Origin of the sequence: Acinetobacter terrae (genome assembly GCF_013004375.1) — a bacterium.
Lineage (GTDB): Bacteria > Pseudomonadota > Gammaproteobacteria > Pseudomonadales > Moraxellaceae > Acinetobacter > Acinetobacter terrae.
In genome coordinates this window covers 73,591-86,556 of record NZ_JABERI010000002.1, presented here as the reverse complement: position 1 = coordinate 86,556, position 12,966 = coordinate 73,591, and the positions used below count along the sequence as shown (strand labels likewise).

Sequence of the window (12,966 nt, the reverse complement as noted above, 5' to 3'; positions counted from 1 at the left end):
AACACATAGGTGACTCCTTGCCAAGCAATGAGTTTGAAACCCTGCCAAATATTTATTTGGTAGGGCCAATGGGGGCTGGGAAAACAACGGTTGGTCGACATTTGGCGGAACTGTTAGGACGTGAGTTTCTTGATAGTGATCATGAAATTGAACGGAAAACAGGGGCGACAATTCCTTGGATTTTTGAAAAAGAAGGTGAAAAGGGATTTCGTAACCGTGAAACAATGGTGATCGATGAGTTAACAGCTCGTTCACAACTGGTTCTGGCAACGGGTGGTGGTGCAGTGACCCAAGCCCCAAATCGTGAATTTTTAAAACAACGCGGAATCGTTGTTTATCTCTATACTCCCGTCGAAATTCAATTACAGCGCACCTACCGGGATAAAAACCGTCCTTTATTGCAAGTTGAAAATCCTGAACAAAAGTTACGTGATTTATTGGCACTTCGCGATCCTTTGTATCGTGAAGTTGCGCATTATATTATTGAAACCAATCAGGGAGCTGCTCGTGATTTAGCTCAAAAAATCTTACATATGATTGTTTCTCAAGAAGCAGATTTAGTCTAATTAACGGTTTTAATTTCATGCAAACTTTACATGTTGAACTCGGCGATCGCCGATATCCTATTTTTATTGGTAGTGATTTAAATCCGCAATCTTTGCTTGAACCTTATATCAAAGGTAAGCAAGTGATGATCGTGACCAATACCACGGTTGCGCCATTGTATTTAGAGCACTATATGACTGCAATAGAAGCTTTGGGGAAAACCGTTGCAACATGTATTTTGCCTGATGGTGAAAAATATAAAAATATTGAACATTTAAATTTGATTTTTGATGCTTTATTAGAAGCAGGGTTTAATCGTGATGCTACGGTTTTAGCTCTGGGTGGTGGCGTGATCGGGGATATGGCTGGCTTTGCATCTGCATGTTTTCAACGTGGTGTGTATTTTATTCAAGTGCCAACTACACTGCTTTCACAAGTGGATTCGAGTGTGGGAGGAAAAACCGGCATTAATCATCCTTTGGGTAAAAACATGATTGGTGCTTTCCAGCAGCCACAAGTGGTGTTGGCAGATATGGCGCAATTAAGCACTTTGCCTGATCGTGAACTGTCAGCAGGTTTGGCGGAAGTGATTAAATATGCCTTATTGGGCGATCTAGATTTCTTGGTTTGGCTCGAAGAAAATATGGATGGCCTGGTGGGGCGTGATTCAGCGTTACTGGCTGAAGCTGTTTACCGTTCATGTGCACATAAAGCACGTATCGTTGCCAATGATGAAAAAGAACAAGGTGAGCGCGCTTTACTTAATTTAGGACATACTTTTGGGCATGCGATTGAATCTTACTTAGGATATGGCGTTTGGTTACACGGTGAAGCGGTCGCAACCGGTATGGTGATGGCGGCTGACTTGTCACATCGTATGGGCTGGATTTCAGTTGAAGATTTGGAACGTACAAAAAAAATCATTCAACGTGCTCATTTACCCGTAAAATGCCCAGCTATTCCACTTGATGAATTCCTCGCATATATGGCACATGATAAAAAAGTGCTGAATGGACAGTTACGCCTTGTACTGATGAAATCTTTAGGACAGGCTGTAATTACCAGAGAATTTGATGTGGAATTGATGAAACAAGCGATTTTGGCGAATCAAGAGAAGGCATAAGTCATGGCAACCATCCGTACACAATGGCAACGTATTCAAAACTATATCTGGCTAGTGTGTGGGTTGGTGTGTCTGTTTGCAGCACTTGTTTTTTGGGCAATTACAGACAGTGATGCTTTGGTAGAAGTAGAAAAATCTGCTGAAACTGAAGCTGAATTGCAAATTCAACCGGAAAAAGTGGCTGCAACGAACCTTCTTGGTGCACTTCAGAAAGAAGTACGTCCTTTGGAAATGACTACGCGTGTGGTCAATACTGCAAGCTATGAACCAGAGTTTCGTGGCACTAAGTTTATTAATGACAATAAAAATGCGGCCACGATTGAACTGTTTCGAGCGACCAAAGACGATGTGATTCGAAGTTTTCTAAAAAAACAGTCCGATCGTAAGAACTTTTTCTATATTCGCCTGAGCGGTGAAAATCAAATTGAACAATATGTTCTGCTTTATGGCATCTATGGAAATAGCGATCAAGCAAAACAAGCCCTTCAACAATTGCCATTCCAGTTTCCCAAATCCATTCAACCTCAAGTTCAGGATATTGAAAATTATGCTGCTTTGGTCAATGACATGGGCGCAGAAGAAATGGGGTCGAATAGCAAAATATACGCAGTCAATTTAAAGTCTGCACCATTGCCTCGCATTGATGAGAGTCTTGTGGCTCAACCTAAACCCAAACCGACTGTACCAGTAGTTGATCCTAAAGCAGCAACGACAACCACAACAGTCACACGTCGTGATGAAGAGGGTAATGTCGTGGATGTACAGCAGTCTCATTCTGGTGTTGAGTCTGCGCCGAAAAAAAATGGCAATAAAGTAGCAGAAACTGAAATTAGCGATCCATTTAATTAAAAATAGAGTACTAAAATAGAGCAAATTAAGTTATAAAAATATCTATATGCACAAATATAGTGCGAAAAACGGTTTCAAGAAAATAAGATGAAGCAGATGAAACTTTAATATTTCTATATTTAAAACATTTAGCATTGTCTTTCTTTAATTGGCATCATTTTTGCTTTATTGGTGCATGAATTGAGTTATTGTTCCTATTTTGGCGCAAAAAGATTCAATGATTGTGCGAAGTTGCTGAATTTTCCTGCTTTAAAAGAGTGCGTAAAATCAGTAAATTTTTTTTGTAATTGATCCATGCACGCAAGATGAAATGCGATTATCTTAAGTATGTGAAGAAAAATGATTCTGCCCAATCTTGATCTGAGTGTAAGTAAATTGGACTAAATCGCAAAGAAGATATTTGATTGTTAGATGCCCGCTTTATGGGCCATGTTGAAGAAGGGTACGCTATGCACATGCCATCGCCTAATACTGTAGCTCCCGCTCAAGGTTTATACCAACCGGATGAGTTTAAAGATAACTGTGGTTTCGGTTTAATCGCCCATATGCAGGGTGATGTAAGCCATGATCTGGTCAAGACCGCGATTCATAGTTTAAGTTGTATGACCCACCGTGGTGGTATTGCCGCAGATGGCAAGACAGGGGATGGTTGTGGTTTATTGCTGGCTATGCCAAAAGCATTTTTCCGTGAAGAAGCAAAAAAACTCAGTGACATCACTTTAAGTGAAGTGTTTGCAGTCGGTACTGTATTTTTAAATCTTGATCCTGCAATTGCAGCCCATTCAAAACAGGTTTTAGCCAAAGAAATCGAATCTGAAGGCTTAAAAGTTCTTGCTTGGCGTGTGATCCCAACCAATGTCGATGCTTTGGGTGAAATTGCACTTCAATCGATGCCAGCATTTGAACAAATTATTGTCAATTGTCCAATGGGTGTCACTGAAGTTGAATTTAACCGTAAGTTATTCCTTGCGCGTCGTCGTGCGGAACAATTACTGAGCAATGATTCTTCATTCTATGTCACAACATTGTGTTCAACAGTCATCACCTATAAAGGTTTGATGATGCCTGAAGCAATCGCAGACTTTTATACAGATTTAGCTGATCCGCGTCTGGAATCACACATTGTGGTGTTCCATCAGCGTTTCTCGACCAATACATTACCACGTTGGCCTTTAGCGCAGCCGTTCCGTTATCTTGCACACAATGGTGAAATCAATACCATTACTGCAAACCGCAACTGGGCAATGGCACGTGTGCCAAAATTTGAAAACCCATTACTTCCAGGTTTAACTGAGCTCAATCCAATTGTAAACCGTACCGGTTCGGACTCTTCAAGCCTAGATAATATGCTTGAGATTCTGGTGGGTGGTGGTATGGACCTGTTCCGTGCACTACGTATGCTGGTTCCACCTGCTTGGCAAAATGTTGAAACTTTAGATGCCGATCTTCGTGCATTCTACGAGTTTAACTCTAAACACATGGAAGCATGGGATGGTCCTGCAGGTCTAGTGATTCAAGATGGTCGTCATGCCATTTGTATGCTGGATCGTAATGGTTTGCGTCCTGCACGTTGGGTAATTACTAAAAATGGTTACATCACGCTTGCATCAGAAATTGGTGTTTGGGGTTATAAACCTGAAGATGTGATTTCTAAAGGTCGTGTTGGTCCAGGTCAAATCCTGGTGATTGATACCCTCACTGGTAAATTGCTCGATACTCAAGATGTCAGCAACCATTTGAAAAAAATGCGTCCTTACCGTGAATGGTTACGTGAAAACTCAATTCGCCTACAAGGCAGCCCAGAGCTTGAAGAATATTTATGTGATCAAGGCTTAAAAGGCGATGCCTTAAAAGCATCACAAAAAATGTTTATGGTGACGTTTGAAGAACGTGATCAGTTGCTTCGACCAATCGCAGAAAGCGGTCAGGAAGCAGTCGGTTCAATGGGGGATGATACGCCAATGGCAGTATTATCTCGTCAAGTTCGTCATGTATCCGATTACTTCCGTCAACAGTTCGCGCAAGTCACCAATCCGCCAATCGATCCATTACGCGAATCGATCGTGATGTCTTTAGAGACTTGCTTGGGTCGTGAGCAAAATGTATTTGAACAAAGCCCTGAACATGCAGACCGCCTGATCATTTCAAGCCCTGTATTGTCAAACTCAAAAATGCACCAAATGCGTACTTTGGGTCGTAAAGGCTACGAAATTGCTGACATTGACTTGAACTATGTGGCAAGCGAAGGTTTGCAGGCAGCGATTGCACGGATCTGTGAGGAAGCGGCTCAAGCGGTTCGTGATGGCAAAACTTTACTGGTGCTTTCAGATAAGAAAATCCGTGAAGGTTATTTACCTGCCAATGCCTTGATGGCAACAGGTGCGGTTCACCATCACTTGATTCAAGCCGGTTTACGTACTGATGCCAACATCATTGTAGAAACAGCTTTGGCACGTGATGCACATCAATTTGCCGTGATCCTGGGTTTTGGTGCCACTGCGATTTACCCATACTTGGCCTATGACGTGATCAATGACTTGATTGCCAAAGGCGAGTTGTTGGGTGACCCAATCCATGCCCAAGCTAACTTCCGTAAAGGTATTGAGAAAGGCCTGCTCAAAGTTCTTTCTAAAATGGGTATCTCAACTGTTGCGTCTTATCGTGGTGGTCAGTTATTCGAAGCCGTTGGCTTGTCGAATGAAGTGGTTGATAAATGCTTCACTGGTGTGCCAAGCCGTATTCAAGGTGCAACATTTGCAGACCTTGAAAATGATCTTAAAAAATTGGCTGAAAATGCGTGGAAAGCACGTAAACCAATCGATCAGGGTGGTTTACTGAAATTTGTATTCGATAAGGAATATCACGCATTTAACCCGGATGTGATCAATTCACTTCATAAAGCAGTACGATCAGGGGATTATGCTGACTTTAAAGAATATGCAGAATTGGTCAATAACCGCCCAATTACCACGATTCGTGATTTATTTAAACTGAAAACTGATAATTCAATTGCGCTTGAGCAAGTGGAATCCGTTGAAGAAATCTTGCCGCGTTTCGACTCTGCCGGGATGTCTTTAGGTGCGTTGTCTCCTGAAGCGCATGAAGCGATTGCCATTGCCATGAATACTATTGGTGGTCGTTCAAACTCGGGTGAGGGCGGTGAAGATCCTGCACGTTATGGCACCATCCGTAACTCGAAAATCAAACAGATTGCCTCAGGTCGTTTTGGTGTTACACCAGCGTACCTAACTTCTGCGGAAGTATTGCAGATTAAAGTGGCACAAGGTGCGAAACCGGGTGAAGGTGGTCAGTTACCGGGTGGTAAAGTGAATGGCTTAATTGCACGTTTACGTTATTCAGTTCCGGGTGTGACTCTTATTTCACCTCCACCACACCATGACATTTACTCAATTGAAGATTTGTCACAATTGATCTTTGACTTAAAACAAGTCAATCCTCAAGCGATGGTTTCGGTGAAACTGGTCTCTGAACCGGGTGTCGGTACGATTGCTGCTGGTGTGGCAAAAGCCTATGCCGATTTCATTACCATTTCAGGTTATGATGGTGGTACTGCAGCATCTCCATTATCTTCAATTCACCATGCAGGTTCGCCATGGGAGTTAGGTTTATCTGAAGCGCATCAAGCCCTTCGTGTAAATGACCTGCGTGGCAAAGTACGTGTACAAACTGACGGTGGTTTGAAAACAGGCCTAGACGTAGTTAAAGCAGCTATCCTTGGTGCTGAAAGCTTCGGCTTTGGTTCTACTCCAATGATCGCATTGGGTTGTAAATACCTGCGTATTTGCCACTTAAACAACTGTGCAACTGGTGTAGCCACTCAGCAAGACCATTTACGTCAAGAGCATTATATTGGCGAGCCAGAAATGCTGATTAACTTCTTCCACTTTATTGCAGAAGAAACTCGTGAATGGTTAGCGGCTTTAGGCGTGTCAAGCCTGAAAGATTTGATTGGTCGTACAGATTTGCTTGAAGTATTGCCAGGTGAAACGGATAAACATGCTCACCTAGATTTAAGTGCATTGTTGACCTCTCATCCTTCTGCTGAAGGTAAAGCGCAATATTGCCAAGTTCAAGGTAATGCGCCATTTGATAAAGGCTTGCTTGCAGAGAAAATGGTACTCGAGATGCTTCCGACCATTGAAGCGGGTAAGAGTGGTGAGTTTAACTACAATGTGGTCAATTGTGACCGTTCAATTGGTGCACGTATTTCAGGTGAAATTGCGCGCCGTTATGGCAACTTGGGTATGGAAACACATCCTGTTGTGATGAATTTGAAAGGTACTGCAGGTCAGTCATTGGGTGTTTGGAATGCGGGTGGTTTGCATATCAAACTTGAAGGTGATGCCAACGATTACGTAGGTAAAGGTATGGCAGGTGGCCGTATTTCCATCTTCCCACCGAAAGGTTCGCCGTTCCAAACTCAAAATACTGCAATCATTGGTAACACATGCTTGTATGGTGCAACTGGCGGTAAAATCTTTGCTGCAGGTACTGCAGGCGAACGTTTTGCGGTTCGTAACTCGGGTGCATTTGCCGTGATTGAAGGCGCAGGTGACCACTGTTGTGAATATATGACTGGTGGTATTGTGACCGTACTGGGTAAAGTAGGTCATAACTTCGGTGCTGGTATGACCGGTGGTTTTGCTTATGTACTTGACCTTGATAATGACTTTGTTGACCACTATAACCATGAGTTGATCGAGTTAAATCGTATCTCTACAGAAGTGATGGAAGAACATCAAGAGTTCTTGCTTCGTATCTTGGATGAACACATTAAAGAGACAGGTAGTGCTTGGGCGTACAAGATCCGCAACGAGTTTGATTTTTACAGCCGTAAATTCTGGCTTGTAAAACCAAAAGCTGCTAATTTGCAAACGCTTTTGAAAACGACTAAAGCTGATCCACAATAATTCCACTACTGCAGATTTGATAGGCAGGTGTAGCTGATAAATAAACAGCCTGCACCTGCCCACGGAGAGAGACATGGCAGAGCGCCTAAACAATGACTTTCAATTCCTGGATGTAGCACGCCAAGATCCAGAGAAAAAAGATCTAACTGTCCGCAAAGCAGAGTTTGTGGAAATTTATAAACCTTTTACAGCGGAAATTGCGAGTAACCAGTCGCACCGTTGTTTAGGTTGTGGTAACCCGTATTGCGAATGGAAATGTCCGGTACATAACTACATTCCAAACTGGTTAAAACTGATTGCTGAAGGTCGTATTTTCCAGGCAGCTGAACTTTGTCATCAAACCAACACATTGCCAGAAGTGTGTGGTCGTGTATGCCCGCAAGACCGTTTATGTGAAGGTGCTTGTACCTTAAATGACGGTTTTGGTGCGGTCACGATTGGTAATGCTGAAAAATACATCAATGACACTGCCTTTGCTTTGGGCTGGCGTCCAGATATGTCCAATGTGAAATGGACAGATAAAAAAGTTGCAATTATTGGTGCCGGTCCTGCAGGTTTAGGCTGTGCAGATATTCTGGTACGTAACGGTGTTAAACCCGTTGTATTTGATAAACGTCCTGAAATTGGTGGTTTGCTGACTTTCGGTATTCCAGAATTCAAGATGGAAAAAGACGTAATGAAGCGTCGCCGTGAAATTTTTGCAGGTATGGGCGTTGAATTCCGTCTAAATACTGAAATTGGTACAGATGTAACGATCGAGCAACTTATTGCTGATTACGATGCTGTGTTCATGGGGATGGGAACTTACACCTACATGAAAGGCGGTTTTGCCGGTGAAGACCTGGATGGTGTTCATGATGCGCTTGATTTCCTGATTGCCAATGTGAACCGCACTCAAGGTTGGGAAAAAGACGCATCTGAATACATCAGTGTTGAAGGTAAAAAGGTGATTGTACTGGGCGGTGGTGACACTGCGATGGACTGTAACCGTACTTCAATTCGTCAAGGTGCAGAATCAGTGGTATGTGCTTACCGCCGCGATGAAGAAAATATGCCGGGTTCACGTCGTGAAGTGAAAAATGCGCGTGAAGAAGGTGTGGACTTCATGTTCAACCGTCAGCCAATTGAAATTGTGGGTGAAAACGGCAAAGTCACTGGCGTTAAAGTGGTCACTACACAATTAGGCGAGCCTGACAGTCGTGGTCGTCGTAGCCCAGAACCAGTTCCGGGTTCAGAAGAAGTTTTACCTGCTGATGCAGTGCTTTTAGCTTTCGGTTTCCGTGCAAGCCCTGCAGATTGGTTTGCTGGTGCCAGCATTGGTCTGGATGGTTCCGGTCGTGTTGTTGCAGCTGAAAAGCAACAATACAAATTCCAAACTTCTAATCCGAAAATCTTTGCCGGTGGTGATATGGTTCGTGGTTCTGACCTGGTGGTTACTGCAATCTGGGAAGGTCGTGAAGCAGCTGAAGGTATCCTTGAATATTTAGATGTTTAATCGATAACTTAGAAGTTAGAGATTTAAAAACCCACTTCGGTGGGTTTTTTTATTTGGATGATTTGTAGTACTGAAATTAAACAAAACTAAGCCCAAATATGTTTACAATAAAAATATTCAAACAAATACAAAGAAATATAGAGGATATAGGCATATGAATGTAATGAAAAAAAGTTTAGTCACTATGGCTCTTGTAAGCACTTTAACCTTATCCGGTTGTGGCTATAACACGCTACAGGTGAAAGATGAAGCGGTGACAGCCTCTTGGTCTGAAGTACAAAATCAATATCAACGCCGTGCAGACCTTGTACCAAACTTGGTCAATGTGGTGAAAGGCTATGCCAAACATGAAGAAAAAGTTCTAACGGAAGTCACTCAAGCACGTGCCAATGTCGCAGGCTTAAAAGTAGATAAAGAAGTCTTGGAAGATCCGGCCTTATTCCAAAAATATCAAGAAGCACAGGCGCAGATGACCAGTGCATTATCGCGTTTAATTGCGGTTTCTGAAAATTATCCTGACTTAAAAGCCAATGAGCAATTCCGTGATTTACAAGTACAACTTGAAGGTACTGAAAACCGTATTGCAGTAGCGCGTAACCGATATATTGCGACAGTCCAAGACTTTAACTCTTATTCGCGCCAGTTCCCGCAAGTGATGACCGCCAAAGTTATTGGGATGAATCCCAAGCCGAACTTTAGTGCAGAGCAAGGTGCACAAAATGCACCTAAAGTATCTTTCGACTAATTCATTGATTTTTGAATAAGGATTGCTGATGTCTGATTCTTATAAAGAATACATCTCACCTACAATAAAAATACTTACGGTATTTTTATTGGGCTGTAGTGTGCTGATGAGTTCCCTGACTTGGAGTGAGGTTGCAACAGCGACAGATGAGAATACTGGTGCTGTAGTGGTCGGCAAAATCATTAAGGATCAACAGCAGACATCTAAAAATCAAACAGCACCCCAAGAAAATACTGAAACTACGGTTCAATCTCCGCAAATTGCCAATGATATGGCGGAAGGAGAATCTATTCGTGGATTACCCACGCTAAATGCGCCAGTCGTTGATCAGGCAAATTTATTAAGTGCCAGTGAAAAGCAAGCCATCAGTCAGCGAATTCTAAAGTTGCATGAACAGGGAAAGGCGCAAATTGGTGTAGTGATTGTACCTACCACAGGTCAGGAAGATATTTTCGACTTTGCCATGCGAGTTGCTGAAAAATGGCAACTTGGATCGGCAAAACAGGATAATGGTCTATTGATGGCGATTGCTGTGAATGATCGTCGTATCCAAATTATGACGGGTTACGGATTGGAAGGTGTGATCCCTGATATTGTGGCAAGTCGTATTATTCGAAATCAAATCACACCTTATTTTAAACAAGCACAATATGCACAAGGTATTGAAGCGGGACTGGTTGAAATAGAACGTATTTTAAATATGGATCCCGAAGTTGCACAGAAAGCAGCTGAAGAACTTAAAGAACGTCAACAACAAGCTTTGCATGAACAACAAGCCAAAGAAAAAACCTTTAGTACAGCGTTATTTATTTTGATTGCAGGGATTATTGGTTCCTTTATTTTCGGTAAGGGCCTAAGTGCATCGACGGCGGCGGTGGCTGGAACAGTCGCTGGTTTGGTCAATGGTGCAGGATTAGTCACCAGTTTATTAATTGGCGGGGGGATTTTCTTTTTATTGATTACCGCTATTGCACAAACCATTTTCCAGCTGTTTTTGGCTTCTGCCGGTCGAGGCGGTGGTGGACGAGGCGGCGGCTTTGGTGGGGGTGGCGGATTTAGTGGCGGCGGTGGCGGCTTTGGCGGTGGAGGGGCATCAGGCTCATGGTAATAAAAACAGAAACGACAGAGATTATCACGCAACCTAAAATAGAAGAAGTAAACCAACCAAGCTTTAAGCGCTGGTTAAAGCATTTTCTTTATATGCCTGCGGCTAAACGTTATTTTTCCAAGCAGGATCAACATGTAATTGCCCAAGCTGTAACTGAGGCTGAACACGGACATGTGGGTGAAATTCAGGTCGTAATTGAAGGCTGTATTCCCGCTAATCAAGCGTATAACCAAAATACACGTATCCGTGCACAACAAATCTTCGCTGAACTAGGGGTATGGGATACGGAATATAATAGTGGTGTACTTTTATATTTAAATTTATGTGAACGAAAAGTAGAAATTGTGATTGATCGGGGAATAAGGAAAGTAACGGAACAAGCAGTTTGGGATGAAATTTGTCAAAAAATGATTGAGCAACTTTCACGACATCAATATCGAGATGCTGTGATGACAGGTGTATTTAGCATAGGGGAAGTATTAAATGAGTTTTATGCGCACTCAACAACGGATCAGCATAATGAATTAAGTAATAAGCCAATCATATTGGGCTAGGAAATGGTAGCTAAGTGACAAAAAATGTCATTTTTTTACCAAAATAAACAATAAAACTACGTTGTAACAATTTTATTTTTTTAAAGTGCTGTTTTTTCTGTTAATTTTATTATAATCGATCTTGGCACAGTTAGTGCTAACTATAAATTAAGCTAAATTAGCTTTACAAAGCTTATAAATAAACAAAAAACATTTGTGGAGAATGTTATGAAATCTATACAAAAGGGTTTTACCCTTATTGATACTCCATAAGTGTCCACATAAAATGAAAAATCCATAAGTAAGCCTATATGGACATAAAAATAATAAATTTGATATGAATAATGAATATTACCTTGCTCTTCTTTTGCTTCTTTCCACGTTTACTCATACACAAGCTTTAGACTTAGTTCAATATTCAGATATTTCATCAGTTCCTCAAATTGCTTTGAATCAAAAAATTCAAACAGAACTTCAAAAGTTGTTAAAGCACGATTATCAAAAATTCCAATCTAATTTTGAAAATTACTCAGTCCGCTATTTACTGAAAATAAATGAGGCTTTGTATTATGAAGGTAGGTCTGTATCCAGTTTAGATGCTTCATCGGCTATTGTTTTTAAAGATGGACGATTGTTTGCTGCAATTTATTTTGCTGAAACCAAAATGTTAAAATACTTTAATAATGATGCGAGCTGTTCAGAACAGTTACATCCAGCGATTCAGGTCTTTGCTCAGCAGCGTGAAATTAAAAATATTGAGTATGCAAAGGCCAGATTGATATCTGCTTTAAAATATAATTTTAGTTCATTTTCTAAATGCGAGGCTTATATAGAAAATTTAAACAAGCGCAGTTGAAATAAATTATCAAGCTTAGGATATTTATTTACTCTGAATCATATGGAAATTAAAGAATTATAGCATGTCGAAGTTATCACAGATGTACTTTGTGATGTATGTGGTCAGTCTACTCAGCTGAATTATGGGGAACTTAAGGCCGAATGGGGTTATGGTTCAACGTATGATGTTGAAAAGCATAGGGTTCAACTCTGTTAGGCATGTTTTTTCGTATACTTAGAATTATAAAAAAAGAGAAATTGGATTCGGTAAAAAGTAATGCTAACCAGTTTTAATTCTAAGATTTGAACTTAAACAGTAATTGTAATCTCAATATAAATTAAGGGAGATGTTCGTCATCTCCCTTTTTATAGCTTATTCACTTAAGTCAGCAAACATAACTTTTGGGAAATTTTTCATAAAGTTCCGACGAACGAGGCCGAAATCATTGAGATCATGTAGGGTTTTCGAGAAATGATTGACCCACGCTAAAATTGCATCTTGGTCATTCAAATTTGGATTTACATTTAAGAACAGCGCTAAATTAAAGGTACGGTCAATATTAAACTCTTTGATCAGTGCGATGGCTGTTGAGCGAACTTCTTCTGAAACTGCGAATTTTTGCGAAAAAAAATGATTCATAGCTAAGCTTCCTTAGAAACAATATATAATGATGTTTAAGAATGTTAATTTGTTTTTTAACATGTAAAATAACCTTCTGTAGGTTAAAATTAGCACGTGGAAAGCTATTTATCAAGCTAAAATAACCTGTAGCAGGTTAATTATTTATTCTGTAGGTTT

Annotated in this window: 10 protein-coding genes; 9 read left to right on the top strand and 1 reads right to left on the bottom strand. The window is 41.1% G+C overall.

Annotated features, from left to right (window positions below; translation table 11 throughout):
- Positions 1 to 17 precede the first annotated feature (17 nt).
- From aroK to HLH14_RS02165, 9 genes are all read left to right on the top strand, one after another.
- Positions 18 to 566, top strand: a complete 549-nt coding sequence (aroK, locus tag HLH14_RS02205) for a shikimate kinase AroK (RefSeq protein ID WP_067726822.1) — start codon at positions 18 to 20, stop codon at positions 564 to 566.
- Positions 567 to 583: 17 nt separating this feature from the next.
- Positions 584 to 1,669, top strand: a complete 1,086-nt coding sequence (gene aroB / locus HLH14_RS02200) for a 3-dehydroquinate synthase (protein WP_171532572.1) — start codon at positions 584 to 586, stop codon at positions 1,667 to 1,669.
- A 3-nt stretch (positions 1,670 to 1,672) separates the two neighbouring features.
- Entirely contained in the window at positions 1,673 to 2,518 is an 846-nt protein-coding gene (locus HLH14_RS02195; RefSeq protein WP_171532571.1) for a hypothetical protein, read from the top strand.
- A gap of 455 nt (positions 2,519 to 2,973) precedes the next feature.
- Positions 2,974 to 7,449 carry a glutamate synthase large subunit gene (gene gltB, locus HLH14_RS02190; protein WP_171532570.1) on the top strand — a complete coding sequence of 1,492 codons (4,476 nt, stop codon included), beginning with the start codon at positions 2,974 to 2,976 and terminating at the stop codon, positions 7,447 to 7,449.
- A 73-nt stretch (positions 7,450 to 7,522) separates the two neighbouring features.
- A complete protein-coding gene (locus HLH14_RS02185; RefSeq protein WP_171532569.1) occupies positions 7,523 to 8,944 on the top strand; it encodes an FAD-dependent oxidoreductase in 1,422 nt (473 codons plus the stop codon).
- A 154-nt stretch (positions 8,945 to 9,098) separates the two neighbouring features.
- Complete coding sequence (locus HLH14_RS02180; RefSeq protein WP_067726812.1) at positions 9,099 to 9,689, top strand: LemA family protein; 591 nt, start codon at positions 9,099 to 9,101, stop codon at positions 9,687 to 9,689.
- A gap of 28 nt (positions 9,690 to 9,717) precedes the next feature.
- Positions 9,718 to 10,797, top strand: a complete 1,080-nt coding sequence (locus HLH14_RS02175; RefSeq protein WP_067726810.1) for a TPM domain-containing protein — start codon at positions 9,718 to 9,720, stop codon at positions 10,795 to 10,797.
- The gene (locus HLH14_RS02170; protein WP_171532568.1) at positions 10,791 to 11,351 is read left to right on the top strand and encodes a TPM domain-containing protein; all 561 of its coding nucleotides are present in this window, start codon (positions 10,791 to 10,793) and stop codon (positions 11,349 to 11,351) included. The genes HLH14_RS02175 and HLH14_RS02170 overlap by 7 nt, the downstream gene beginning before the upstream one ends.
- A gap of 316 nt (positions 11,352 to 11,667) precedes the next feature.
- Positions 11,668 to 12,186 carry a hypothetical protein gene (locus HLH14_RS02165; protein WP_171532567.1) on the top strand — a complete coding sequence of 173 codons (519 nt, stop codon included), beginning with the start codon at positions 11,668 to 11,670 and terminating at the stop codon, positions 12,184 to 12,186.
- A gap of 354 nt (positions 12,187 to 12,540) precedes the next feature.
- Here HLH14_RS02165 and HLH14_RS02160 read toward each other — a convergent pair whose 3' ends face one another.
- Positions 12,541 to 12,807 (bottom strand): hypothetical protein, encoded by a 267-nt coding sequence (locus HLH14_RS02160; RefSeq protein ID WP_171532566.1) that lies wholly within the window; start codon positions 12,805 to 12,807, stop codon positions 12,541 to 12,543.
- Between the last annotated feature and the right edge of the window lie 159 nt (positions 12,808 to 12,966).

Bases quoted from the DNA above. Each gene is read 5' to 3' on its own strand.
- gltB (WP_171532570.1), top strand. From the start codon at position 2,974: ATGCCATCGCCTAATACTGTAGCTCCCGCTCAAGGTTTATACCAACCG.
- HLH14_RS02165 (WP_171532567.1), top strand. From the start codon at position 11,668: ATGAATAATGAATATTACCTTGCTCTTCTTTTGCTTCTTTCCACGTTT.
- HLH14_RS02195 (WP_171532571.1), top strand. From the start codon at position 1,673: ATGGCAACCATCCGTACACAATGGCAACGTATTCAAAACTATATCTGG.
- aroB (WP_171532572.1), top strand. From the start codon at position 584: ATGCAAACTTTACATGTTGAACTCGGCGATCGCCGATATCCTATTTTT.
- HLH14_RS02185 (WP_171532569.1), top strand. From the start codon at position 7,523: ATGGCAGAGCGCCTAAACAATGACTTTCAATTCCTGGATGTAGCACGC.
- HLH14_RS02170 (WP_171532568.1), top strand. From the start codon at position 10,791: ATGGTAATAAAAACAGAAACGACAGAGATTATCACGCAACCTAAAATA.
- HLH14_RS02175 (WP_067726810.1), top strand. From the start codon at position 9,718: ATGTCTGATTCTTATAAAGAATACATCTCACCTACAATAAAAATACTT.
- HLH14_RS02180 (WP_067726812.1), top strand. From the start codon at position 9,099: ATGAATGTAATGAAAAAAAGTTTAGTCACTATGGCTCTTGTAAGCACT.
- HLH14_RS02160 (WP_171532566.1), bottom strand. From the start codon at position 12,807: ATGAATCATTTTTTTTCGCAAAAATTCGCAGTTTCAGAAGAAGTTCGC.